Consider the following 26,456-nt stretch of genomic DNA (forward strand, 5'->3'; position numbering starts at 1 on the left):
CGAAGCCAGCATTTGGCACTCCACATATTATAATGAAATGATGTAGGCGCCGGTGCGGTCTGGATGCATCCAATTGACAACAAATACTTTGCCCGAATCAAGGAAATTTTCAAAATCAGATTTTAATGCGTTATAGTTTTCGATCTTTATGTCCGAAATATCCAATTTGCTTTTTAGCTTTCCATCATAGGTTTTGATGCTTTTTCCTGAACCATTGAAGATAACCGCTATGTATTTCAGCGCAAAGTATTGGATAACACTGCTGTAGATGTAAGTCGTATGCACGAAGCTGTTTGCCCATGCATTTATTTTTGAAATGCTCGAAACCTTGAAGGGCAATGATATTCTTGAATCTGTTTTACGACATTCGTAAGCGATGAATTTCCAGGCGATTTGGCTGAATTTTTTGACCGGGTTTCCTACAGCATCCTCAATGTCATGATAGCCCAGCAGGTCTTTACCGAAAATCTCTAGGATTTGCCGGATTTGAAACATCACCACAGGTTTTAAGTCCCGTAAGTAAAGTTCCTCCGTTTTTACAGTTTCCTCAATGAAGAAAAGTTCCCGTGCCGCGGAATAGATATCGGTGGGACTCAAATCTGCCCTTCTGCCGCTAAGCAGGTATACTTTATCCACCTTGCGCCGGATGAGCCGTTCTATGTGGACAATAAGCCACTCCAAATCGACATTTAATTCTGATATCGCATGCTGATATCTGGGTATGCTGTCTTTGTTGATTTGCTTAAGCAGATAGGTTACATAATCTTTCGCTACGAATTGGTAACAGCGCAGGAATTGCTTAAATTCAGTTTGAGTCAATTTTCTGGTTACGAACAGTTGTTCAACAATGGTTTCATCTAAAAAGATCTTGCCTTTCAAAACAGCTTCGGCATAGCGCACAAACCAGGAAAGGTAATCTGTTGTTTTTTGGGCATACTCGGCTGACTTTTCAACTGGCATTCTGGGACTTCTCTCAAAATCCTTGAATGTGGCAAATACCGGTTCATCGAGATAGTAGCCTCCATTATCCGATGACAATGTAAATTTTACTTCCATGTCGCAAATTTCAGCCAAAATATTCGAAAAAATCCCATTATCTCAGATTTTTAGCATGAGAATAAAATCCTGCGAAATGCAGGTGGCAGGACCAAAATCTTTTTACTATTTTGCCATGGTGGTTTTGGAAACTAAACTATCCTTTTTGCTTATCCATTTTGATTCATTATCAGTTCTTCTCCAATTATTGATGGGAAGCGTCGATAAAATTCAAGCCGCCCATTATTTTTTTTAATTAGTAATTCGATTCCTGACCATTCAAACCATTATATGCTAAATCAAAAAATAGTGCTATCTTATTATGACTTTCACCGGAAAAGCTTTCAGGGAATGCCCACGGAACTTTTTAAAGGTGTTGACAAGGAGTTTGCATTCGGGTTAATTGATCTGCTAAACCGTGGAGAGAAAGAATATGGTTCAACAGCTGGGCTCCGCGCTTTTCTAGCAAGGTGGTTTTCAGCTTCCAATCTCAATGCCTTCCGGGGTTATGACGACAAAATTGAAGAAATTTCTTCGCGAAAGGTGTTTGAAGGAGCCGAACTTGTAGTTTTCAACCAGCATTCGACCTTGGCATTTATAGAATTCTTACTGCTTTACTTGAAAGATAATACTCCGGTAAGTCTGATTAAACCTACGAATGAGCAAATGGAAATTAATTTGTTGGATGCTTATCTGGTGATCAACCAGGGTTTAAACAGTTCGAAAAACGGCTTTGAGGATTTTCAAAAGAGCCATCCCCGGGAGGCCGTTTACTGGCTTTCAATGAACAAGGCATTCCAATATGCAGATTTGCTCGACAGAAATGCTCAGGAGCTCTTCATCACCGAAATCGGTAAAGCAACCATGCTTTTTGGACTCCTTGAAACGCATGTGCTAGCCAAGCCGATCCTGGATACCTTTTTGGCTAAATATGATTGTTTACATTGGACAGATTATCTTAAGGCAATCGCTGGCATGAGTGCCATTGGTTTTGACACAGCAAACCATTCAGGTAACACGCTGGTTGAAATTGACCCGCAGCTTCCTTTTTACCCCACTTGCCTGAAAATCCTGGACCAGGTTTCTGTTGACATTGAAATGGCCGTCATCAGTGAAGATTTTCTTTACTTGCGCAACCATCCCATCCATAGGCAATGTGAAAATAAATATCAGATTCTCGCCAGGCGCTTCTTTGTTGAAAAGATCTTCAGGGCACTTTATTTCGAGTTACGTGAGATCAATGCTACCCTTGGCATAATGAGTGATACCAAATTCAGGACGGTCTTCTACACTAGTAGTTTTTCTGAAAATACGCTATTTTATGCAGTGCTCGATAAAATCTTCGAGCAATCACCGTTCAAAAAGCAGGGTTTGGAAATGGAAATGATAGATCGTGGTTTCGGTGCTTCAGACTATATTGCTTTCCATAAACAAAGCGTTTTTATCTTCGAATCAAAAGATATTTTGATTAAAAAGGAGGTTAAAGCCAGGCTTTTTATTCCCGAAATGTATGATGAATTCCGGAAAAAATTTTATAAGGACGGAACTGCAGATAAAGCGGTACTTCAACTTGCCAGGAATGTAAAAAAAATGATTGAAGGAGGTTACGGAAAGTTCATGTTCAGTCCTTCAAAGTGCCGTTTTATCTATCCTGTGGTGGTTGTGCATTCAGAGGCTTTCAACATATTGGGACTCAATCAGATTTTAGCCCACTGGTTCAAGGAAGCTTGCATTGAAGTGGGCCTCAGTGCTAAGCAGCGCTACAAAATCAAGCCTGTCGTGATTATTGATGTGGGTACGTTGCTTTATTTCCAGGATAAGATCAACAAGAACAAAGTTGGTCTGGGGTCGATCATCAGCCACTATGCCCGCAGGACTAAAATGCCGCTGGATCCGGCGAGGTCGCCTAATCATATTACCATTTTCCAGGAACGTTACATGATCCCCTTTTCACTGTTTCTGGACAGGCGGATAAAACAGATCAAGCGGTCAGGCACGCCTTTGAGTATTCTGTCAAAGGTCAGGAAAATATTTCCTGGATTTTGATCGTTCGGGGATAGCTTCATTGGTCATTTCCTGGAAGATAGTTTGTTCTTAGCGGTGTGTGGCTTGAGCTATCGGCTGGCTGGGTCATTTTTTTTTGTCAGCACAAAATACAAATCGACGATGCTCCCGATGTTTGCCAGGATGATGTGTGTGAGCATAAATGTATCCAGGCTGAAAAAGATTTTTCCGGTCATGCTTCCGGCCTGGAAAACAAAGGGATAGATAAGATTGAACAATAGTAATATACTTTCGATCAGGATGATGTAAGCGGTCCTGATCAACAGCATTTTGAAAATACTGACTTGTTCGCTGTACAGCATAAAGTCGGTATTGAGTTTCTTGATTTCATCAATATTGGGGTTGGAGGCGGTAATGAGCAAAGTAAACATCGCCACAGTAAAGCCAACAAGCAGGCTCAGCACACTGATGGTATTGTTGACGAACTGGTCTATCAATTTTGGTAAATCCCCGCATGAGGGAAAATAGAGCAGCCCGGCACAGACCAGCAGTGAAAGCAAGAAATTAACCACCAGGGATGTCCTGCTGGTGGTTTTGAAATTTTCAATGAGAACCAATACCCACATAATCGGTTATAAATTTTTAGTAAACGCCTGTAGTGCCCGAAGCATTTCCTTTGACTCTACTTCCCCGGTAACACCATTGACGGAAACATCGATGCTGTCAACCATTTCCATAAAAGAGGTATCCAAGGCAACCTCAGTGTCATTTTCATCACGTCCCTCGATGCGGACTTTTGATATGGAGTCGTTTTTCTTGGAGGAGAAACTGTTCCAAAAATCAATTGCTGTTTCGCTAATATCTTCCCGCTGCTGCGCTTTGACGGTCAATTCCAGGTCTCTTTGAAGGTTAGTTGTACGATTGGAGAAATTTAGGCAGTTGCTACCCAATAACTTTTTATCAAAGAAAATACGTGCCGTTTTAATCCTTTTCATTGACTGTATCTGTGCCAGGAAATCCTTTCTTCCGAGTTTTAATAGCTTCACGCTGAACCCTTTCCGCTTGCCCTGGGCATTGAGGTGTTTTTTTGTGAAGGCGTTGATATACTCAATGATCTGATTCACTGTGAGACCATGGCCGTTGATTTCGACAACCAGAAACAGTTCAGCGGGAGTGAGTTTGAAGGCAAAATGTGTTTTTTCAACGTCACCCTCAGAAAGCCTTTTCGGGCTCAACCGCTCCTCGCCTGTCTCCTTGTCAATTAAATTCGGGCGGAAGGTATGGCGGGCACTTTTAAATAGCCCTGAGATAATCGCATGACCGTCATTATCTTTTTTGGTGGTGGCAGTTTGAAGTAGGCAAAATTTGTCTTCTTTCATTTCAAACTGTCTTTCTTTTTTGCTTAACTTTTTGACAAATGTGATGACTTCATCAATCTCGGAGAATACGCTATCCTCGGAGGTCAGCCATTTTCTTTTGTACACTGAACTGAATGATACTTTTCTGGTCTTTGACATGAGTGTTATTTAGATGAGCTACAAGGTAACGAAAATTTGTGAAATCATATTAATCGATTCCTTGGAAACGGGATAGTACCTTTCAGTTAGCCGGGGATACATGTTCTCTGCCTTATTTGAGCAAACGGGCCCATTAGTAAGAACTTATAGGCGGCCTAGAGTAAGAAGAGCATCTTTGCCGATGCGGATAGGGGGTTGAAGTAGCTCACGCGAATGTCGAGCTGGTTCATCAGAAAAGCGTAGATAAATAATCAGAGTGGCACCTAATGCTTTTGGTAGGCCATTCTTTCAAGTTTATACTTTTTTCCAAAAATTGATAAATATATCTTGTTGTAAAAATTCAATTCATTTCGTAAATTTGAATGAAAACATTTGAGCTCAAAAACGGTCATCTTTAAAGTTAGTGAGTCGAAATAGTGTTTTGCAAGTATTTGATAGTCAGAAAGTTATTTAGATAAAACTTGTTCTGGTTTCGTCGGGAACACTTCTTTTGTTCAATGGGGCTAGAAATAGGCGAGTAAAGTTGAGTTCGCTTTTTAGAATTAAGCCATTCAGCGAATTGTTGTTCATAGCTTGTTTCAGTTTCTTGCATGTGATGTAAAGATATTTTATAGCCTATTTAGGGTAATTGGCTAAAGTGTTGTTTTCGTATTGAAAGTAAATAATCAAATGCAAAAAAAGCGCTTTTAAATTAATAATTAATTAGGACCAGGAGGTTTGCAATTAATCGTATCGCCCGATAAATATTTTTAGCTCAAGTAAAGGATGAATAAAGCATAAAGCAGCATTTGGTTTTCTGTATTAGTGGCCATATCTTCCGCGAAACGTACAATTTGGTGAAGAAATTATCGAATTGAGATTGTAACAATAAATAAATTTTGCGAATACCTAAATAGTCTTTTACTTAAGGTGAAATTATGAATATTGTTTTTTTAAAACTCAGTATGAACTTATTGTTGGAGTAAATTGAGTCATCATATTAGAGAAAACTTTCATCTTTTGCGGTATCCGTGTTTTTCATGCCCGATGTATAATTTAGCAGTTGATGAATTAAAACTTTCGATCCTCCCTTCTCTTTATTATTAGACAAATGATCGATTGTCTTGTTTTGTAGATCAATTTTTCCTTGTTCAACAAGCTGGAGTATTAAAACTGCTTTAAAGGTTTTGATAAAGAGAAAACCTGGTATTTGGTATCATTGGTAATCGGCGAATTGAAATCACGTTCTGCCACACCAAAACTTTTGCGGTAAATCACCTTTGAGTCTTTTTGAATTAGGACTGATCCATTGAATTGGTATTCATTAGTATAATTTTCTACCAGTTTTTTGATAGAATAAGATTACGCTGAAGCATTATTTACAAGATGTTGTGTAACAAATAATTTAGAGATATGATTTTGGGTAATGGTCGTACTTAATTTCAGTCTTGCGAAACTTAGCCTAGCGGTTTTGATCATTCTTAATGGTCATTTAAAGATAATTAGCAGTATTCTGTGACATAGGATGTCACTTAAGTATTGTCATATAAAGTATAAATGATTATTATTTAAAACAGACATTACTTTGTTTTTTATAATTACATTTTCTACCTTCGCAAACCTCAAGTCAATCAACTTAAATGTTTAATACTTTATCAATTAAAATAATTTCACCTCAACCTATGTCGAAGAAGATAGCTTTATTCCTTATTTGATAGCTATGGATTACATAAATCCAGGCAGAAATATTCGTTCTATACACAGGCAATCTTTGTATTCTTCTAAATAATGCAGGCTGCATTAATCTTAATTTATAACGGCTTATTATACTTAAATATACATTATGAAACAAACTTTATTACGAAGCCTAATCGGGCTAACCACTATTATTTCATTACTTTTTAATTCGTGTTCAAAGTCTGAATTGGCTGACAACAAGAACAATACCGAAAATTTTGCCAATCCCAATAAGGTTATGGGGCTACCGTCGCCTAACCTGGCATTTGATCAACTGTCGGCATTTCCTTTTGGACCAACTGAAACTGTTCCTGCTCCATGGGCCGGAGGAACAGGAAGATCATTTCCCATTCAATATCTTGATGATTACAGAGGATCTGATGGGTGGGAATTATATTATAATACTTTTACTACGGCAAGGAAAGCAAATGATCCTTTTTTCATTATCTATAATCGATATAGGGGGCTTATGCGGTTATATTACTACATGGTTCCGAAATCTGGTGCCTCTACTGATGTGGTTACCTTTCAACTTGATTTAAGAGGCACCACCAATACCTCCAGTATTCTTAATTTTGAACAAGGTGAATTGGTCAATTTTGACCAACTTAATACCGTATCTACCAAGGTACAAAATGAAAAAATTGTTCAAAGTGGGACATGGTATGCGGAAGAGTTTGAATTGGCTTATGACCAAATGCTTTCCAGTACAAGCTACGTAGCAAATCAGTTGAGATGGAGCATGTACTCTACTTCTGTAAGCCAAATCACACTTAATGGCACTCAAAAAGGGTCGATTGATGGCACCATCCAGACTCCAAATCCAACAGGTAGTGGTCTTTTTGGAACACTTTTAAAAGGTGCGATATCTGTTGGTGTTGGCCAATTGGGTATTTTAGCTGTGGGTTCTAAGGCATTAGGGAATTTTTTCTCTAAAGATTTAGGGCCTTTCAAATTAGCAGATGTAAAAACAGGGGTAGAGGAAGCTGCTAAGGGAGAAAGTAAAAGTGGCGGTAAGAGTATTTTTAATGCCGTACTTGGCGCTATTAAAGGAGGAAGTAATGACCCTGGATTTAGTGAACAAAAAGTAAATTTAAAGCTGAATACGCAAATCAATCTCAATGGTAGTATCACTCAAAGCCCGGAGGGAATGTTTAACCCTGTGGTATTCATTTCAAATACTCAAGGTTTAGAAAATATAGCTCCAGATTATATCCCTAACTATCCGGCTTCGCTAGGTGTTTTTAATATCAGTAACACGCCTACTGTAAAAATTTATAAGGTTATCCCTCCGGTTGAGGAGCCATCAGATGTGCCCGGCAAAATGAATACTTACATATACAGTTACGGACTCGATCAAGCATCATTTAATGTTGTATTTAATCCCGCAGTTATCAATGGAAACGCTAATGGTGCAACTATTCAGAATTTAAAAAAAGAAGTGGTGTTACTAAGCCCAACCGGAAGCCGTCAACCATCTGAGGTTGTAGGTAATAAAGAATACCTGGATGAATCAACTATCGCTTATACAGATTTCTCTTATATTTCTTTTGTTACCTCACTTAAAACATTTGAAGCACCAGCTAATTTATACGTAAGGATATCATTTGATGTCGTTCCAAATAATAGTAGTGCTGCAAGAACAACAATTATTAAGACCTTTTTGGCGAAACCAGTCAAGCAATACTAGCTAAATATTCAATATTGTATTTTGAATAGCATTAAAGCTAAAATTAGCCCGTATCATCTATCAAAGTTGCTACGGGCTTTATTATTCAACTAATCCCTTTAAATTTGGATATGAAATTCACGATGCTAACGTGGATAAATTAGAGGCCTTCCGAGAAATCTCAAATACCATTAATGAATGGGACATAAATACTTCGAAAGAAGATATGTTGAGTTAAGGGATGTGGAATTGCGCTGTTCAAAGGTGATCTAGCGGATTTACAGGTTCAACTCAATGAAATGTTGCTAATTCTGTAAATATTATCCTATCTAAAATTTGGCAAACTTTAATTCAAAACTACATGTTGTCACAGAATTAGGGTGAATTTTCTTGGTATCTGTAATAGAATTAGGGTAAATGGTATGTGTTGTTGTTGCTAAACTGTTTGCAGAAGTTGTTTTTTAATTTTCTTAATATTTTGTAGCTGGTTGTACTTAGCTGATTTTTCATGTGTTAAACGAATTCATTTCATAAAGTAAATCTTTAGAGTATTTTAAAATGCCAGGCCATGCCCTGTTTAATCATTTCTTGATTGATTACCAGCTTTTATGTTTAATAACCACCGTAAGTATCTTCTGTAGCGGTTGTATTTTTGGTTCTGTATATCTGTCCGAAACTATAAATTGGACAGGCTTACTTGGCTTTTGCCAAATGGCTTTAAGCATCTTTTCTCAAGGCAATCAATAGGTGAGAACTGGATTTTAATGGGATGATCGTGATATAAAACCGCCAAAGTATCGCCATCTTAAATGTACAACAGCAACAGGTTCACTTTTCCCAGCCGCATAGTGTTTTGCCATCTTTTTTGGCTTTTTCGAGATCAATGGTAACCACCCTATAAGTACAATTACTTAAACCGCGGCATTTTGAGTTATTATGGTATTTCTTGGCCTTGGGACTGTTACAGATGTATACAGTTGTGGTTTCTTTGCAGGTAATATTGGCAAAGATGAAGATGAGCAGGGAGAGTGTTTTCATGTTGAGGGATGATTGATGAAAAGTTATGGGGGGTTAGTTTCTCTGTTAATGAAGAGCTTACTAAAATAATAAATAGTTATAAGTTAGCTCATTGTTTATGGCTTCCTTGAATAAAATCTTTAATTACAGGGTCCAAATTAGCAGCTAAATCAGTTGTCCTTAATTCGAATTTCTTTACCTTCATCGCTTTAAACCAATCTGTCCAATATTGTTTAATTACATCTTCTTCGTATGGGTTTTTAGCTGAAGGATTAATGCCTAACACTATAATTTCAAGTTCTTTTAAATTATAAGGGAAGGCAATAAAACCAAGATTCTTTTGCTTCATAATGCTTTGGTAGCTTGCAGTTGTGAGCTTTTGTAAATTCAGAAATTGCGAAGTGATGTAAGAACTTTTACCGGCTTCTTCAATTTTGCTGTCTTTATAGTACATATAGCCATCCGTTAATATCACTAAAATATTCCGATGCTGGGGTTTGATGCAATATTCGCGAACATTGTTTTTAAAAAACTTCCAAATATCGGAGCCAACATAATTATGGTCTTTAATGGCGCTCTGGTAGATTTTAGCAGAGTTATCGGTATAAATCTTATCTATAATCAGGAAATTCTTTTTACTGGTTTTGGGATTAAAATCTACTTTTAATTGTTCACTTAGCTCATTGATATTGGGGATATTGGGCAAGGGATTAAAGAAAACCTGCATCTGATCTTTTAAAAGAAGCATCTTTTTGCCCCTTACATGATTAACAAAGGCCTTTTGTACTGATTTAATATATTGAAGATCGCGTTGGTAAATTCCAGGATTCTTTTTAGGATCAATCCGATCTGACAAATCAAGTAAAAAGCTGATATTAAGGTTCTGGGTAACAGGTTGTGCCTTCGTTTCTTTTGCAAAAGCGGCTGTAATAAACAGCACCAATAAGGTTTGTAATAATTTCTGTTTCATGATCATGGATTTACAAAGTAGTTACATAAACAGAATTTTGCGAATCTTCGCTGGCCCCTACACTTTTAAGGTTTTCGTTGTAACAGGCAATACATTCAGTTTGAAGAACAATTTTTTCATGCATTGAGATATGGAGCTTTTCACTTACAAACGTAATCCAGCCTTTCATGTACTCAGAGGCATAAAGCACATACTCTTTAGTGGGAATAATCACCGCATCGATTATGCCTTGTAATGTGACTACACGTCCCTGTGCTTCAAGTGAGCTTTTCTTAATTTCATTAAGTTCTTCAATCAATTTCGCTTTTTGGATTTCAATATCGGTTATCCTATCCTGATGGATCTGGATGTCTTTTTTTCTCCGCAACTGTTCGTGTTTGACTTTGTCTTTCTCACGGTGTTCTTTCATGATAAAATCAAATACTACTCCCCAGATGAGGTATACCACAAAGCCAGCAAAGATGATTCCCCAAAATTGGATTTTGCCAAAGGCAATAGGGATATTAAATTCAGGTGTATCTAATGTTTTGGTTAGATCATAAATCTTTTCCTCGATCTGATAAGCCAGAATGGCATCGAAAATAAAAGTAATAATTAAGAGCAGGCCAATTTTAATGTAATTCCCAACACTTTTAACCTCTCCAAACATATGGATCAAATAACCCAGTCCTAAAAACACAAAAGGAATAAAAGTTACAAAAGCACCTTCAAGCGATCCATCGTGCCAGGCTTTTTCAAAAGCTTTCGAATCGAGTACATTCATGATGATGGTGCTATTGGCATCAAATGGTTTAAAAAAGGCAGAATAAGAGGTAGAAATATAAAAGGTAAATAGATATAAGCTTAAAGGGATAAGGATGATTAAACCGATCCAAAATTTGCTTGAAGCCCCTTTTGAAGCACTAATGTGGTGTTTTTCGGGATTTCTCGCTAGATCGTTAATTTCGAACTTTAGCTCTTCTATATGATCTTTAACGGCCCTGATATCGGTTTCTACCTTGATAATCTGCTGTTCTTTACTTTCTTTACTGATGACCAATGTTTTTATTTCAGTTTCTTTAGTTTTCTGTTCATTGATATAGGGCTCTTTTGCCAGTTGCTGTTTTTCTACCAGCTCCTCTTCTTCATTTTGAAACCTGGCATAAATGGCATTTAAACAGATCGAAAGTACCAGAGGGCTACCACTGTTTCGAGATCCGTCCCTAAAGCCGGCTTCGTGGTAAGTTCTTTTTCTTACTTCCTCCTCTGATTCGGTAGCCGGCTTTTTAACCTCTACATTTTCGTCCTGCGCCACGTTAGCCACTTTTGGTCGCAACAAATCTTCTATTTGGGAAATCATAACATTAAGTTTTGGGTTGATTTATGATGTGATTATTGTATTTTTTTTTGCCGAAATAATCCGATCTCGAGAGTATGTTTTTTGCTTAGCTAAAATCTCAGCCGCTTTTTCCTCTTTTTTTTCAGGTTCTTTTTGATGATAAAAGACAATAAGTAAAAACAGCAGTCCGGTGATGATATCAAGTGGAATCCAGATGCTTTTTCTATGCAGGTAAATGGGGAATAGGGGATTAAAAAGGATGAGTACGAGAACAAAAATGATGGCTAAGGAATAGTTTTTTTGCTTGATCCAGCTATAAATGAGCAGTGCCGCTCCTAATGAAACAATGGTTCTAAGGAAGGTATAATATTCGATGGGCAACTTCAATATAGCGATGAAACAGCAGATTGAGCAAAGGATTAGGAATGGTTTCATGGCGTAAAAATTTGGAGCCGTTAAGATCGCTGGTTCATTAATTGCTTTAACCTCTGTAAACAATCGCATCATTAAGTGCATTTACAATGCTCTGAACATACAATCTGTCTTTTGACATGATACTATTTACTTCGCCGGCATTTGTACTGATCCTTACCGTGAATTCATTTTTAATAAGGGCTAATATTAAAATACCTATTGCTATAGGAATAAGACCAAAAACCCTTAAATCCACGGTAAAGCATCAGGATACCTAATATGATCAATATAATAGGTGGAGTTTTACTTTTTATAATTTCAAAAATATGAACAGAAGATATGTTCCGCATTGCATATGTTTTTGAGTTGGTTACATACCTTGATTGTGTAACATTTACATCTTGATAAAATGTTACTTCTTTTTGTAATGTTGTTTCCATGTTTAGTTTATAAGAGGGTTTAAATTTATAGATCAAAAGTATACAAGGCCAAGCCCTAAACCTTACGGAAAACCGTAAAATGATAAACTATTTAAGAAAAGATACAGTTTGATTTATAGACAATTATGTCTTTTCATTTGGAATATAAACACTAAAAAAGGATTGCTCCATCTTCTTAAATGAATATGAAACAATCCTGCAATTTTTAAGCACTTAAAAGCTATATCAGTTTTACGTGGTGTGGCAGTCTATAGCACATGTTCTGCAACCGTTTGATTTGCTGTAAATTTTTTTCGCTTCTGTTACCGCACCCTTACATGAAGAAAATTCGCCCAAATACTTTCTGTTATCACTGGAAGGTAAGTAAGTACAATTTTCATCATGAACCTCATGATCGCCATTACTTTGGGCATTTTTGTTTACATAATATTTTTTCATTTTAAATTATTTTAGACTATAAACCTAAAGAGACGATAAGTCTTTTTCTAAAGGGAAACCGTAAAAGGAGAAACTACTAATAATGCGATTGAGAAAATGAGAATACCGGCGGCAGAACTAATAAAAGGAGTCGTCATCTCGACTGTAGCGCAGCGAAATGGAGAGATCTATCAATGCAGATTTGCTTCGCTGAGTACCTTGTGGTTCTCGACTGCGTTGCACTCCGCTCGAAATGAAGGTTACTCAAGCGGGGATTTTAAGCGCAGATCAATTGACTGATGACTATAGATTGAAGACTCAGGACTAATCAAATAATCCCCATGTCTTTACAATAAGCGATCAGTTGTTCATTTTTAGAAAAACCAAGCACTTCCTTCATCAGGTTAAGGCGTTTTTCGATGCTGCTGAGGCCAGATGGTTTAATATTGTTTTCCTGCAGGTAATAAGGAATGTTTTTTTGAGGGGTACCTTCCACCAGTTGAGAGATAATGGCAATATCCAGATCAGTAAAATCGTGTGAATTATTTTCTTTTCTGGCCAGTTTTAAATCGGGCGAAAGGTATTTTTTATGATTATTGATGGCATTGATGGCCAGCTTGAGGTATTGGCCATCGTGGCGGGCTTTTCGTACATAGCCATCAATATTCATTTCATTAAATAGCATATCGATAACTGCCGTTTTACTTTCTCCAGAAAATACCAGTGTCTTTAAATTGGGCTGAATCTCTTTTGCCGCCTTGATGAGTTCGGCACCCCCGGCAATTTTTTGCTGGTTATGATCTTCTTCAAAATAAAGATCGGTAATCAACAGATCGTAAGGTTGATCTGTTTTGACCGCATTTTTTATCCAGGTAAGCGCATCATCGCAATAATAAACATATTCGGGTTTTTCTGCGCCCAAATCCTTCAATGTTTTTTGCAGCGAAATATTTTGTGTTTCTTGATCTTCGGCAATAAGTATTCTTTTAAACATATTAATACAATTAGGAAACCGGAAAAGAGATTTGGATTTTAAGCCCCTTTTCAATTTTAGTATCAAAGGTAATTGTACCACCAATGGCATCAATACGGGAACCCGTATTTGTTAAGCCATTTTTTGGTTGTGGCTTACCTACAATGCCAATGCCGTTATCGGTATAATAAATGTTTATTTTTTGCTGCACCTGTTCAAATTTGATCACCACATCGCTGGCCTGGCTGTGCTTGCCCATGTTTACCATCAACTCCTGAAGGATGTGCGCTATTTCGTCTTTGGCCTGTTCGGAAACTTTTTCCCACAATGGAGCAGAATTCCCGACTAATATTACCTTTGTATTTTCGGAAGCAAAGGATTTTAATGTTTCAGATATTTTTTCGTTAAATGATTGATTTTTCAATCTAGGCCTTTCATAAGAAATATCACGCGATTGCTCGTATAGTTCCTCTATTTCGTTAATAATAGGGTTGTCTTTTAAGGCTTCTTGATTATCGAGTTTGTTCATAATCCGATATAAACCATTGGCAACCCCATCATGAACTTTTTTAACATATTTAAGTTCAGTTTTTTTAACCTCTATTTCTTTTTCCTGTCTTAAACTCTTTTGTCTTCTTTGGTAAAAAATATAGCCTAATATTAAACATATAACCAAAGTGAGAATACCTATATTTCTTAAAAGTATATCTTTTTGTTTTTCAATATTCTCTGCCTGGGCTTTTAGAAAATCGGCTTTGTTCTTTTCTGAATTATAGCGGATCACTGCAAATTGATTCTTGGCAGCGCTACGTACAGTTTGTATGCTATCGCTAAGATTTTGATAGCTTTGAAAATATTGTTTGGTTGCAGAAGGCGGACTAATCCTGATCAGTTTTTGCAAGCCCTCCAATCGATCGTCAACCCGGTTGATCACCTGAGCCACCTGATATCTCTTATTTGCATAGAATAAAGCAGAATCGGGTTTGCTATTCGTATAATAATCGGCAAGGTGGGCATAACTGGCATTAAGTTCTAATAGGAGATTATTTTTCTTTCTTATGGCCAATGCTTTTAATAATTCGGGGGCTGCATTGTAACCTGGATTTTGAAGCCATTTGCTTAGGGCAAGGTTGGATAGTACCTTTGCAAAGGTTTCACTATCGATTGATTGATTTAAAATATCTTGATAGATCACTATTGCTTTTTGATAAGCTTTTCTTTTTCTGTAGATATTGGCGATATTATTTTTGAGAATGGCTTCTGCATTAACACCTGTAGTGTAATTTAAAGCTTCCGTATAAAATACAATGGCCTGGTTATAGTCTTTTAAATTTTCGTAGGCAAGGCCGAGGTTATTAAGGTTCGCCTTGATAAAGATGTGCTGCTTTGGTATCCTTTTATCAAAATATGGGGAGGCATTGACTGATAGTTCTTGTCCACCAAAATAATCGCCATTATCGGTTGAGATCATGGCCATATTTAAAAGGCACTTGGCAACGCCCAAACTATCTTCCTGCTGAAGAAACAAATCTTTCGCTTTATCGAAATAGAAGAAAGCACTATCGGTTTTATGCTCTTCTGCGTATTGAAATGCCTTATCGTAAATCGGGTTATTTTCTTTCGTTTTGACTTTTACATTGGGGCTTTTCTCTGAGCAAGAGAACAGGAGCAGGATGGAGATGATGGTAATATTAAGGCGCTTCACTTTTTAGATTTTAATCTAAATTAAAGAAATTTACTCTGGAATGCACCTATTGCCGTGTTTTTAAAATTGTTAGCGCCAATTGTCTGAATATTTTAGCATATTAAAATTAAAAATAAGGCGGCACATTGCCGCCTTATTGTGCTGTTATTATTTTGGTATTTTGATCTGGCCACCTTCACCACCAGTATCGTCGCCTGGAGGCTGATCACCAGGATCCCCATCTTCACTATTAGTTACATTTACGGTAGTAGATGTTCCGCCGGTGCATGATGTATTTGAAGGACTTACAAATCCTAAGAAAAGAGCAATAAAATATGGTAAAAACATGATTCAAAAATTTAAAAAGTGATGTACACGTAGTTCCCCACGCCCCATGCGTGGGGGTTGCTACAAACTGTAAATCAGAAGGCCTTCTGAAATTTTTGGGAAGTGATGAGTGTCTGTCGCGGGAGCTAATAACTGCTTCCCAAACCGGCTAATAACGACCGCGATTTCTACTCTTTTATTAATCAGTTTTTTATTTTAGCTTTGATAATGAATCGCCACCTGTGCTGATCAACGATACAAATATGGGGGCTTCAAATCGCTAGTTATCAAAAGATTCCGTTCGTTCCTGTCATTCCGTTAGAATTCCGGTTAACCGTAAAAATTCCGGAAATTCCGTCTTATTTTTACGACTAAATTTTTGAAAAATGCCCGAAGAGTATAGAAAAGTTGTATTTGATGCCTATCAAAAGAAAAAGAGAGAAGGCAGTCTTTCGTCAAATTTATTGGATCCAACTCCTGGAAATGTACGCGAAGAATGTTTAATTATTTATCGAGAAAGAGAACGTAATCCTAAAGACGACGAGATCTTCAAACAATTTTTCAAAGGAGTAGATAAGGAAAAAGGATATCTTACTGTTATTGAGAATTCTTTAGCAGAAAAATTTAAACAAATGCCAAAAATTTTAAAAGGAAGTGTACCGAATTATGGGCTAAGGTATGCTGAACTTTTGGCATGGTTAATAGATTTCCAACCTAGACCAAGTACATCTTATTACACAAGTTTTTATAAGGAAAAGCCATTAGATATAGAAGAGGTTATCGATATAGCTGGTGTTAAAATAGATGAAACACTTACTACGATAACAGGAGGAAATGATGACGGAAAGCAGAATCCTAAAAATGAAAAACCAAATAAAGACAAAGGAGAAAATAAACAGGAGGACATAATTGAAGAAGTAAAACAACCCGTTGGAACAACTGATATAGGCGTTACGGAGCAACCTATTGAGATAATAGAAGAAGAAACCACTAAAGTCGATTATATTAAAACAGAATATGTCCGTCTCTTCTCCCCTCGCTATATCACCATTTCCTGTATCCTTTTACTATTTATTGGAACTACTTCTTTTGCGGTTTGGGAACGTAGCGCGACAACTGTTAAAATGCCAAGTAAAGGCGAGGGATGTATGTACTGGAATGAAGATCATTACGAGCCGGTAAAATGCGATACACAAATTGCAAATGCTACAATAATTCCATTAAATCTTAAAAAGTTACAGCGTCAAAGGAAGATTAACCTAACAGATACCCTAACCAGCTATTCGTTGGGTAAGGTGTGGTATAAAGGATTTGTAAAAAATCATGAATTTTTTACCGATAGCGGTGCGTATCCTCAAGATACGCAAAGAGTACTCAAACCACTTTCAAGCACCATCTTAACCAAGTACACTTCTAATTACAGGTATATGCTTACCCGTTTAGTATGGTTTGTGTGCGCCGCTTTTTTTATAGGCGTTTGCGGTTTTGCAGTGAGTAAGCTAGAGAAAGAAGTCATAACAAAAGATGAGTCTGAGCAGCAGGATTCGGAAGCAGTATTGCCATTAGAGGAAGAACCCATAATTGAACAAACCGAAGGCTCTTTGGCCATGTAATTAATTATAGAAATGGTTTAGCGCATTTTATATTGTGCTTATGCGACATGAATTTTACTATTTGAATTATGGCTAACAAGTTTGAGCAATAGCATGCGCTGGAATTAATTTGCCAAAGAAACCCAATTGGCATGCTGCTAGAGGAAAGGCAAAGGATTGCTTAGGTGCGTCATTTTTTAACTGCGAATATTTAAATTTGAGCAAATGCGGATGAAAAAACCACTTTTGATAACATCATAAACGACGATTTTCAACTTGGTTTATGAAAAATCAGCTTTAGTTTTCCAGGGTATAAAAAAATGATAGGAAATAAAGCATCAAGATTCTTGTAAAGAACTACCAGCCAAAAGCAAAGTATAGCTTATAGAGGAAAGAGGCATCAGTATACATAGTATAAAGTATATATTTTATGCTTATCAATACTACGATGTCGTAAATTAAATTAAATATCTATTGTATGAACATTTGTATTATAAATTTGATGATTTGTAGTATTGTTTCCGTGATAAATAGACTTTTTTTGCTTCTCTAACCAATATAATTTTATTATGAAAAAACAAAACTCACTAACAAGAGTAAGCCGGAAGGTTACTCTTGTCGCTGCTGCAACCTTTATGCTTGCCAGCACAGCATGGTTAACAGGCTGTAAAAAAGATGCAAAGATGGAACCCGAAGCCGTTGCAGTAACTGCTACCACACCTCCTTCTGATAAAGCAGTCACGGAATCTTACCAATCGGGTACACATAATGGTTTCTTTTGGTCGCTCTGGAAGAGTGATGGTGCTACAGGTACCGTTAACTATGCAAATGGTGCCGCTGGAAATTACAGCGTAAACTGGAACGGCTTTAATGGTAATTTTACCTGCGGTAAAGGTTATTCAGTAGGCTCAGCAAACTATAAGATCGGGTATAACCTTAGCGCTTATTCTAACTCTGGAGGTGGTACTTTTGGCTGGTATGGATGGAGCAGAAGCCCTTTTTATGAGTACTACGTGAATGAAACCTGGGGTGCAGTTTCACCTCACAGTGGTACTTTCCTGGGTACTTTTGATAGCGATGGTACAGCTTATAACGTATGGACCCGCTGGATGACAGGTAAAAATATTGATGGCGGTGACGGCTTCAGACAGATTTACAGTTCAAGGGTTACAAAAGCTGCTCCCGGACAAAATCGTGTGATTACTTTTGCCAACCACTACAACAAATGGAAAAGTTACGGCTATACACTTGGTCAGCTTAATATTCCAGCCATTATGGTTTCGGAAACATGGGGCACCAATACCAATGGCAATATTAACTGTACCATTTGGGCACAGTAACAGTATTTAATGCTATCACAACTACATCCTGCCTGGCAATAGCCGGGCAGGATGTACTTCAGGTGCTTTCTGATCAATTTACCTGGATTAAAAATCTTTTAATGTTATTTAACAATTAGTTATCATGAGATCCATACTTTATTTTTTAGCTTTTTTCATTTTTGCCCTTTCTGCCTGTAATTCATCAAAGCCTAAAAACATCGATGGAAATAAAAAATCACTCATCGGGAAATGGTATAGGTTTTCTATGGCAAACGGATATAGCGAATTTGATATCGATTCACAATATGTCGTTTTCTATAACCAGAAAGTTGGCCGGTTCAAGCTTGCTTATAAAATGGATAATGATTCCCTAAGGTATCTAACCAAACCATATGTAGCTATGATTACAAACTATGGTGACTCTGTACTGATGCGAGGCAATGACAGTACGGAAGCGGTTTTACACAGGTTTAAAGCACCGAATATTCCTTTTGAAACCATCCCTGAACAAAAGGATTCTTTAAAATTTGCCTCATACATTGCAGATTTTGATAAAAGATTAATCCGTGAGTTTGAGAAAGCAGGAATAAAAATTTCTGACGGTATGGAAAAGCCTGAGGGGCCTGCCTACGAAGAACTGTTAAAGAATAGATTAAATAAGTAAAAGATATTTAACGGTCTTGTATAACTTTCTGTTCGGCGGTATGAGTCGCATTCGTGCCTGTTCCATTGTCTTTGGAATTGCTATTTACATCTGCTACGTCCTGAATTAAAACAATCTTTTGATCCATCTTGTATCGGTGATTTATCCCATAGTTTTTGTTGAAGTTAACAGATGGTTTATCTCTTTCATTAAACCATTACATCATTTCTATTCAGCTTCTGCTCTTAGATCTTTAGATACCGGAAATACAATACCATATTGATGCTGAAGAATTGTGTTTAATTCTGTTCATCTATTGTAGTACTGCAGATCCGGTTTCTGTTTACGATTTGCTAACGCTTGTGCTTTCAACCGGAGGTAAACTATGTGCGATTCAATGTTATAGCCCATAGTAATCCAAACTGATGACCTAATTTGGTTCAGGGAAATAAAACAAAAAAGAATTAATGAACAGATTATAGCGCTCCTGTAGTCTGCTCCAATAACTCAATCAATGCTTTTGCCGCTGGTCCTGCAGATAGTGGGTTTTGACCCGTAATAAGCAGCCCATCGGTTTCTATATGAGAAAGGAAGGGTACCAGTGCCGTTTTTACGGTAGCACCAAGCGATTCCAGTTTACTTTGCAGCAGATAAGGCACATTACCACTCCGGCCTACCATAGTTTCTTCGGTGTCGCTAAAAGCAGCAATCGTTTTATCCTTTAAAAAACCTGGTCTTTGATGCTCCACGTTAAGTAACGCTGCGGGGCCATGGCATACGGCTGCCACCGGTTTGCCCGAATCAAGAAAATCAAGGATTAAAATTCCGCTATTGTTATCAACAGCTAAATCCCAGATTGGGCCGTGGCCACCAGGATAAAATACCGCATCATAATCAGCCGAATGGATCTGATTCAATACCGTAGTGTGCGAGAAAGCTGCTTTAGCCACCTCATCATCCTGGTACCTGCGGTTAGATCCGGTGACGTTTTCTGTTAGCTCACTCATGGGGTCAACAGGAGGTCTGCCACCTTTAGGGCTGGCCAGCGTTAGCTCATAACCGGCATCAATAAATTCATAGTAAGGATCAGTAAATTCACCAAGCCACACGCCTGTTTTATGATCTGTATTTTCCATCTCGCTGTGCGAGGTTAGTACCATCAATATTTTTTTCATAAAGCTGTTTTATTTAATATCCTCCGGATCAAGCTCATTGCCTTCCTCATCTATTTGCTGATGTTCATTCCAATTCGAGTCTTCATGAGGTTTCACTTCTGGATTAACATTTTCAGCTAGTGCTTTCTCCTCTTGTTCTTTGGGATCTTTCATGTTATGCATTTTAGTTTCAATCATAACACGGCTGATGGGGAATGGTTGCAGGAATATTAAAAAGATTAATTTTGCGGGTGATGGGTTTGTAGATAAGCTTGTGCACAATTAAAGGTTTTATGGCTGATGTTATCCATACGTATTTTTCCAGGCCAGCTTATGTTTTAGGTATAGGGGATCGGCTTCAGCCTTTTTCCAGCATTGGTAAAATATTGCTGCAGATGCTGCTTTTTGCGGATCGCCCGTGCCGCGGTCAAGCGGTGCATATTCTTTTTCCTTATCATATTTTCGTCCGCCTTTATAATTGGCATAACGTCTGGCCCTGGTGTATCCCATTTGAAGATATTTTCTAGCCATATCTGCACCAACAAATTCTCCATGTTTAAGGTAGGTATAGAAAAGCGCCATGATCTTTTCGCTGCTAGAGGTGGCGATTTCAGGTGTTTTGAAGCGCCAATGCTGACCGATTTCTGATTTATAAGGCTCACAAATCAGCACACCTTGTTCGCCTTTACCTACTTTGTACTTTTCAGGGTGTTTACGGTAATTGATGTCAGGCTTCCAGGGATAATGGTCTTGGTCAAAGTTAAGGTAAGATGGCTGGTCAGTTGTGCTCATATCTTGGAGGTTGGCAAAATGCAGATAAGCAGTTACAGATGGCTTATCACGCTGTATGATAACAGCCAGACAAGAAATAGGTTTGGAAAACGGGTGAAGGCTAACTAAAAGCGGATAAGGTTATTGATCATCCTGATGTCCCTGTTTTTCATGATCTGCCATTAACAGAAAAAAACTCAATCAGATGGCTTTAACATCCATCACCACCTGATCAAACTCCTCTCCGGATACCAGCGCTTTGGCCTTAATCCGCATTTTATAAATATAAATAGTGTTTACGGAGTATTCCAAAATAGTGGCAATGGCCTGTAAATCAGTGATGCCCAGTCTAATCAGGGCAAAAATTCTCAGCTCGGTATTCAGCAATTGCTGCTGTTTTGGCCAGATCTGGTCTTTGGGTGCAAGCATCGCATTCAACACCGCTACAAAATTAGGGAAAATACTAATGAACACTTGATCAAAAGTATTAAAAAGCACCTCCCTTTCCTTTTTGATATCAATCTCATTCAGCGAATGAAGTGCCTCCTGATACCGGCCAGTCATCAGTTTGCGCTCCATACTTTTTTTCTGTTTGTCTAGCTTCACAATATAGCCTGATATCAAATCAAAAAATTGACCGATATACTTTTCCTTAATTGTAGCATATTCTCTGAGCTTTTCATTAATGGCTTGCAGCTGTTCGTTAACTGCTTTCAATTCATTGTTTTTTTCTTCAATGATCTGTTCCTTAGCCTTGAGCTTCCTGAGCTGAATAAAAATCATAAATAATACCAGCGAAATAATAATGGCAATCAGGGAGATCATGAAGAAATAATTAATGAACTTGTCCTTTTGTTTCTGAGTAGCCAGGTTCACCTGAGTGGCCATTTCGGGCAATAATGATTCAATCTTTAATTTTCTGAGGCGGTTTCCATAAAATCCAGCATCATCACGGGAATGCTGAATAAACAGATAGGCATTGGGCAGGTCGCCATGGTAAAATAAATCTTCGGCCAGTAACAAGGTGGCCAGCGTTTCCTTGGTGGATGAACGGATATCGCAGATGGCAGATTCGGCCAGAACCTGTACCCTTTTTTCATGGTCTGCATCCTGCTGATAAAAAGCCGCCATGGCGGTCAATACCCGGGCACGGTCATGTTCATTAATTTGATCCCTTTCCAGGATCTCCAGAAAGTATAGGGGCGGCTGGCGGGTCTGTCCGGAAACCACTTGCCTGTTACCGAGCGTAAAGCGCAGTTCAAAGGAGTTGGGTGAGCACAGCTTAATGGCCGAATCCAGGTAATGAATGGCTTTCTGGTTATAGCCAGGCGTAAAATTTGCATCACTGTTGTAAATGGCCAGGTTAGAATAAGCACCCGATTTCAGTCCATAATACTCATACTTCATCCTGTTGTCCAGAACAGATACATCAATTTCCTTTAAATAGTCAAAGGTTTCCTTAAACAATCCGGCGTGAAGCAGGAGCGATGCCAGTTTAATCTTGCTAAAGTTAATCTTGACCAAATCTTTTTGCACTATGCTCCAATCAAGCATCTTTTTCCCGTATACAAAGGCAGAATCGAACTTATAATATTCATACGCATGAAACAAGTCTGTATAAACAGCATAATAATTTACAGGTTTGTGGTGTAGCCGGGCTTTGATGCTCTTGATTTGCTGAAGCTTGATCTGATCATAATCCTTCTTTTTCAAAAGCTCTTGTTTCAGCACATTCAGTATGCTATCTCGCGGAGCAGATAAGCTTATCATACAGCAGATGAAAATCAAAAAAAAGCAGAGGTAAAACGATTTCATGTTGAGCTATAGGGTTTATCAAAATTATATTAAAATGTGATAGCAGCATACCCGGCTGGGATAAAAATATAAATCTGCTTCGGCTACATCAACGGCCTTTCTAATTTCCGTTGGCTGATAGAATTATTCCAAACGTGCAATCATGCCGTTCTGCTACCCTAAAAAGAACGACAAAACACCTGCACACTTTTGAATCAGCACCAATATCCAATGATCATTTTGATGAAATCATTTATACATTTTTCAATCCTTTAAAACATAAGGTTCTGATTATTAATAATTTGAATTCCTGAGCGCCTGTGTTTTGGTTATATAAATCCCTCTTCACAGCTTGATCTGGAAGATTCGCAGCGACGATTGGCTATTTTTAGACTCTGAATTTAAAATCCAAATCAACAGGAAATTTATTTCATCAACTAACCAAATACTAACCACTCCAAAGAATGCTTTGTAGAACTGATCTGCAGCACATGTGCGGCTTTTCTTCCTCCATCCGATGGACAAAACCACCTCTCCTATGAGTCAAAACAAGTCACCTTGATTCCATTTTTCTCATCAGAAGGTTACAGAAAAGAAAGGTACTGATGCACAAATGGTGCAAAACAATCTTTTCACACCCCTGAAGAATCCATAACCAACTCACCAAAATTCATTCAAAAAGACCTTATATGTACAAGAATTTTATTCAAATGTTAAGCCTGTGTTGCTTTCTTTGCCTCTGCAATGTGGTTGCAAAAGCACAGAACAGAACCATTTCGGGCACAGTTACCGATCAAACCGACGGATCGCCATTAATCGGTGTCAACGTTACCGATAACCTGAAATCTGACGTTACCACAACCAATAACAAAGGCTCTTTTAGTATTTCAGTACCCGCAAATGCCAAGTCTCTATCCTTTTCCTATATCGGTTATGAGGCTAAAAACATTAACCTTACCCAGTCAAATACCATAAACATTACACTAGGCTCATCATCCAGCCAATTAAATGAGGTGGTAGTGGTGAGTGTCGGCTACGGAACGCTGAACAAAAAAGAAGTATCCAGTGCCATTACGCATGTTTCAGGAAAGGATTTATTAACGGTTTCGGCCAATAATCCCCTCATGTCGCTTCAGGGTAAGGTACCGGGATTAACCATCACCAATACGGCCAGTGCAGACCCAAACTCCAGTCCGGGCATCCAGCTTAGAGGTGTTTCCTCCCGAAGCGCAGGTTTAGGCCCTCTCTATGTCATTAACGGGGTGCCTGGAGGAAACATTGATAACATCAACCAGAATGATATTGAAAGTATAGACGTGTTGAAAGGCGGTGCAGCTTCAGCCATATATGGAACCAGGGGAAGCAATGGTGTGATTATCATCACCACAAAAAAAGGAACCTCACAATCGCAGATGTTTTATGATGGCTTTACCAGTTTTGATTATCTGAATAACCAGCTGGAAAACCTCAGTGCAGAAGAATTTATTGCCAACCGCGTGCAGAATAAGCAGGGGCAGGATTATGGTGCAAAAACAGACTGGTTAAAAGAAGTAACCAATGCACCTGCTTTTGCTCACAAACATACCGTTCAGTTTTCGGGAGGCTCTGCCAAAACCAATTATTTTGCTTCGGCAGATTACCGGAAGGCAGATGGAGTGGATCTCCGGGCCAGTAAAAGAGAGTATGGAGCAAGGTTAAATATTAACCACACCACTGATAATGGCCTTTTTGTGGCTACCTTAACTGCCGCACCCAGAATGATGAACACCAGCAATGCGGATCAAGGGAATTTTAACAACGCACTTACCCTGAATCCAACCTATCCGATTTTCAATAATGCCGGGAAGTATAATTTTATCAATACCGGATTCTTCTCCAATAATCCGGTAGAGAATGCGAACCTGATTAAATCACAGTCGGAGATTAAGGAACTGGATTTGAATGGTTCCCTTAAAATGAACATTCTTCCGAACCTGAATACCATGGTCACCATTTCTCAGATTAGCCGATCATCCAAAAATCTGAATTTCTCACCCTCTACGCTTTCATCAGTAGTAAACTCAAACAAGGTTACCCAAACCAACTTCGCCTCACAGGAACAGCAGGAAAATGATCAGAAAAATATCGAATGGACGGGTAATTATAATCTCGACCTGGGTAAAAATCATTTTAAACTGCTCGGCGGGTATTCTTATTCCCTTTACAATTACAAGCAGGTATATTCCCAGAATTACGATTTTCCTTTTGATACTTATTTATGGAACAACCTCGGTTCTGGCTTGTATAATGGCGGAGCTGCGGGGCAGGGTCAGTCTGCCGTTTCTTCTACCCAGAATGGATCTACTTTAATTGCTTTCTTTGGCAGGCTTAATTATGATTTCAATAATCGGTATATCGTCACTGCCAGCTTAAGAAGAGAAGGTTCCTCAAAATTTGGAGCCAACAACAAATGGGGAAATTTCCCTGCAGTATCTGCAGCATGGAGGATTTCGGAAGAAACGTTTTTCAAAGATAAACTTCCCTGGATGAATGAGCTAAAAATCAGGGCAGATTATGGCGTTACCGGAAATCAGGATTTTGGAAACTACCTTTCACTCCTGTTATATGGTGGTGCGGGTTATTTCCCATTTAATGGCCAGTATTACCAGGTTTACGGACCATCTTCCAATGTGAATCCATTTTTAAGCTGGGAAAAATCAGAAAACTTTAACGTAGGCATTGATTTCTCGCTACTTAAAGGTAGACTGAGTGGCTCTATTGATTATTATACCCGTAAAAATAAAGACCTGCTGGGGGACTACAATGTATCCGTTCCGCCAAATACGCAGGCCACCACCTTTACCAATGTCGGATCGATGAAAAATTCTGGTATTGAAGTGGCATTAAGCGGAGAAGTGATCAAGAGTCCAGATTTCGAGTATAACATCAACCTGGCATTTTCCTATAACCAAAATAAATTCATTTCATTTTCAAACGCATTATACAACGGTGGAACTTTTCAGGATGTAGCGGGCTTACCAGCTCCGGGTTCGCCAGGAAACATCCAGCGGATTCAGGAAGGATACAGCATAGGCGAGTTTTATACCCTGAAATCTGCAGGGGTTAACGATCAGGGCGCACTGTTGGTTTACAAAAAAGACGGATCAATTGTACCAGCCAACCAGGCGAATAATGATGATAAACAATTTGTTGGGAATGGTCTGCCAAAATTCATCGCCTCATTAGGAAACACGTTCAGGTATAAACAATTTGATCTGGGCATATTTTTCAGGGGAACTTTTGGTTATAAAATATTCAATACATCAGCATTTTATCTGGGTACACCCTCCAGCCAAACGGATGCAAATGTGCTGAAATCAGCTTATGATAGTAGTAGTAAATATTCATTACTGAAAAGTACATCCACCACTTCTATTGCATCAGATTATTTTCTTGAAAATGGCTCGTTTTTAAAAATAGATAACGTTTCATTGGGTTACAGGCAGAAATTGAACATTAAATACCTCAAGTCGATCAGGGTTTATAGTGCTGCCAGAAACCTGTACACTTTTACGAAATATACTGGTGGAGATCCGGAGAAGGTAGAAGTTAACGGCTTAACGCCAGGCGTAAACACCTCATTGAATTATTATCCTTCTACCCTGCAATTGATTTTAGGACTTCAGGTAAATTTTTAATA

The 26,456-nt window shown here is 38.2% G+C and carries 23 protein-coding genes and 1 pseudogene; 7 read left to right on the plus strand and 17 right to left on the minus strand.

Annotated features, from left to right (window positions below; translation table 11 throughout):
• Positions 1-27 precede the first annotated feature (27 nt).
• Positions 28-1,056, minus strand: coding sequence for a hypothetical protein (locus EV200_RS09435; protein WP_132531553.1), 1,029 nt, complete (start codon positions 1,054-1,056; stop codon positions 28-30).
• Positions 1,057-1,326: 270 nt separating this feature from the next.
• Here EV200_RS09435 and EV200_RS09440 point away from each other — a divergent pair, with 270 nt between their 5' ends.
• Positions 1,327-3,081, plus strand: a complete 1,755-nt coding sequence (locus tag EV200_RS09440; protein ID WP_132531556.1) for a hypothetical protein — start codon at positions 1,327-1,329, stop codon at positions 3,079-3,081.
• Positions 3,082-3,149: 68 nt separating this feature from the next.
• On the opposite strand, the gene EV200_RS09445 is transcribed toward EV200_RS09440, so the two are convergent.
• The 3 genes and pseudogenes from EV200_RS09445 to EV200_RS22195 form a co-directional block, all read right to left on the minus strand.
• Positions 3,150-3,665 (minus strand): hypothetical protein, encoded by a 516-nt coding sequence (locus tag EV200_RS09445; protein ID WP_132531559.1) that lies wholly within the window; start codon positions 3,663-3,665, stop codon positions 3,150-3,152.
• A 6-nt stretch (positions 3,666-3,671) separates the two neighbouring features.
• A complete protein-coding gene (locus EV200_RS09450) occupies positions 3,672-4,556 on the minus strand; it encodes a hypothetical protein (protein ID WP_132531562.1) in 885 nt (294 codons plus the stop codon).
• Positions 4,557-5,535: 979 nt separating this feature from the next.
• Positions 5,536-5,888: pseudogene (locus EV200_RS22195) on the minus strand (serine hydrolase domain-containing protein).
• 490 nt (positions 5,889-6,378) lie between these two features.
• On the opposite strand from EV200_RS22195, the gene EV200_RS09465 reads away from it, so the two are divergent.
• Positions 6,379-7,962: a hypothetical protein gene (locus EV200_RS09465; RefSeq protein WP_132531568.1), complete on the plus strand. Its 1,584-nt coding sequence runs from the start codon at positions 6,379-6,381 to the stop codon at positions 7,960-7,962.
• Positions 7,963-8,769: 807 nt separating this feature from the next.
• On the opposite strand, the gene EV200_RS09470 is transcribed toward EV200_RS09465, so the two are convergent.
• The 9 genes from EV200_RS09470 to EV200_RS09505 form a co-directional block, all read right to left on the minus strand.
• Positions 8,770-8,979 carry a hypothetical protein gene (locus EV200_RS09470; RefSeq protein WP_132531571.1) on the minus strand — a complete coding sequence of 70 codons (210 nt, stop codon included), beginning with the start codon at positions 8,977-8,979 and terminating at the stop codon, positions 8,770-8,772.
• 88 nt (positions 8,980-9,067) lie between these two features.
• Positions 9,068-9,928 (minus strand): hypothetical protein, encoded by an 861-nt coding sequence (locus EV200_RS09475; RefSeq protein ID WP_132531574.1) that lies wholly within the window; start codon positions 9,926-9,928, stop codon positions 9,068-9,070.
• 10 nt (positions 9,929-9,938) lie between these two features.
• On the minus strand, positions 9,939-11,267 hold the full coding sequence (locus tag EV200_RS09480; RefSeq protein WP_132531577.1) for a beta-carotene 15,15'-monooxygenase: 1,329 nt from the start codon (positions 11,265-11,267) through the stop codon (positions 9,939-9,941).
• Between the two features lie 21 nt (positions 11,268-11,288).
• Positions 11,289-11,681: a DUF6804 family protein gene (locus EV200_RS09485; RefSeq protein ID WP_132531580.1), complete on the minus strand. Its 393-nt coding sequence runs from the start codon at positions 11,679-11,681 to the stop codon at positions 11,289-11,291.
• A gap of 46 nt (positions 11,682-11,727) precedes the next feature.
• Positions 11,728-11,916 (minus strand): DUF6232 family protein, encoded by a 189-nt coding sequence (locus tag EV200_RS22200; protein ID WP_373287850.1) that lies wholly within the window; start codon positions 11,914-11,916, stop codon positions 11,728-11,730.
• 415 nt (positions 11,917-12,331) lie between these two features.
• Positions 12,332-12,538, minus strand: coding sequence for a hypothetical protein (locus EV200_RS09490; protein ID WP_132531583.1), 207 nt, complete (start codon positions 12,536-12,538; stop codon positions 12,332-12,334).
• Positions 12,539-12,845: 307 nt separating this feature from the next.
• Entirely contained in the window at positions 12,846-13,511 is a 666-nt protein-coding gene (locus EV200_RS09495) for a DNA-binding transcriptional response regulator (protein WP_132531586.1), read from the minus strand.
• A 10-nt stretch (positions 13,512-13,521) separates the two neighbouring features.
• Entirely contained in the window at positions 13,522-15,195 is a 1,674-nt protein-coding gene (locus tag EV200_RS09500; protein WP_229676817.1) for a tetratricopeptide repeat-containing sensor histidine kinase, read from the minus strand.
• A gap of 147 nt (positions 15,196-15,342) precedes the next feature.
• Positions 15,343-15,522 (minus strand): hypothetical protein, encoded by a 180-nt coding sequence (locus EV200_RS09505; RefSeq protein ID WP_132531589.1) that lies wholly within the window; start codon positions 15,520-15,522, stop codon positions 15,343-15,345.
• 365 nt (positions 15,523-15,887) lie between these two features.
• Here EV200_RS09505 and EV200_RS09510 point away from each other — a divergent pair, with 365 nt between their 5' ends.
• The 4 genes from EV200_RS09510 to EV200_RS09520 all read left to right on the plus strand — a co-directional run bounded on the left by EV200_RS09510 (position 15,888) and on the right by EV200_RS09520 (position 19,079).
• A complete protein-coding gene (locus tag EV200_RS09510) occupies positions 15,888-17,114 on the plus strand; it encodes a hypothetical protein (RefSeq protein WP_132531592.1) in 1,227 nt (408 codons plus the stop codon).
• Between the two features lie 548 nt (positions 17,115-17,662).
• Positions 17,663-18,433 (plus strand): glycoside hydrolase family 11 protein, encoded by a 771-nt coding sequence (locus tag EV200_RS09515; RefSeq protein WP_132531595.1) that lies wholly within the window; start codon positions 17,663-17,665, stop codon positions 18,431-18,433.
• Complete coding sequence (locus EV200_RS22085) at positions 18,421-18,552, plus strand: hypothetical protein (RefSeq protein WP_262707927.1); 132 nt, start codon at positions 18,421-18,423, stop codon at positions 18,550-18,552. The genes EV200_RS09515 and EV200_RS22085 overlap by 13 nt, the downstream gene beginning before the upstream one ends.
• Before the next feature lie 5 nt (positions 18,553-18,557).
• Positions 18,558-19,079 (plus strand): hypothetical protein, encoded by a 522-nt coding sequence (locus EV200_RS09520; protein WP_132531598.1) that lies wholly within the window; start codon positions 18,558-18,560, stop codon positions 19,077-19,079.
• A 455-nt stretch (positions 19,080-19,534) separates the two neighbouring features.
• On the opposite strand, the gene EV200_RS09525 is transcribed toward EV200_RS09520, so the two are convergent.
• The 4 genes from EV200_RS09525 to EV200_RS09535 form a co-directional block, all read right to left on the minus strand.
• Positions 19,535-20,233, minus strand: a complete 699-nt coding sequence (locus EV200_RS09525) for a type 1 glutamine amidotransferase domain-containing protein (protein WP_165877902.1) — start codon at positions 20,231-20,233, stop codon at positions 19,535-19,537.
• A gap of 9 nt (positions 20,234-20,242) precedes the next feature.
• On the minus strand, positions 20,243-20,386 hold the full coding sequence (locus tag EV200_RS21755; protein ID WP_165877903.1) for a hypothetical protein: 144 nt from the start codon (positions 20,384-20,386) through the stop codon (positions 20,243-20,245).
• Between the two features lie 129 nt (positions 20,387-20,515).
• Complete coding sequence (locus EV200_RS09530) at positions 20,516-21,004, minus strand: DUF4385 domain-containing protein (protein ID WP_132531601.1); 489 nt, start codon at positions 21,002-21,004, stop codon at positions 20,516-20,518.
• A 180-nt stretch (positions 21,005-21,184) separates the two neighbouring features.
• Positions 21,185-22,753 (minus strand): DUF6377 domain-containing protein, encoded by a 1,569-nt coding sequence (locus EV200_RS09535; RefSeq protein WP_132531604.1) that lies wholly within the window; start codon positions 22,751-22,753, stop codon positions 21,185-21,187.
• 713 nt (positions 22,754-23,466) lie between these two features.
• On the opposite strand from EV200_RS09535, the gene EV200_RS09540 reads away from it, so the two are divergent.
• The gene (locus tag EV200_RS09540) at positions 23,467-26,454 is read left to right on the plus strand and encodes a SusC/RagA family TonB-linked outer membrane protein (protein WP_132531607.1); all 2,988 of its coding nucleotides are present in this window, start codon (positions 23,467-23,469) and stop codon (positions 26,452-26,454) included.
• Positions 26,455-26,456 lie beyond the last annotated feature (2 nt).

The sequence above is a fragment of the Pedobacter psychrotolerans genome (assembly GCF_004340665.1).
Taxonomy (GTDB): Bacteria; Bacteroidota; Bacteroidia; order Sphingobacteriales; family Sphingobacteriaceae; genus Pedobacter; species Pedobacter psychrotolerans.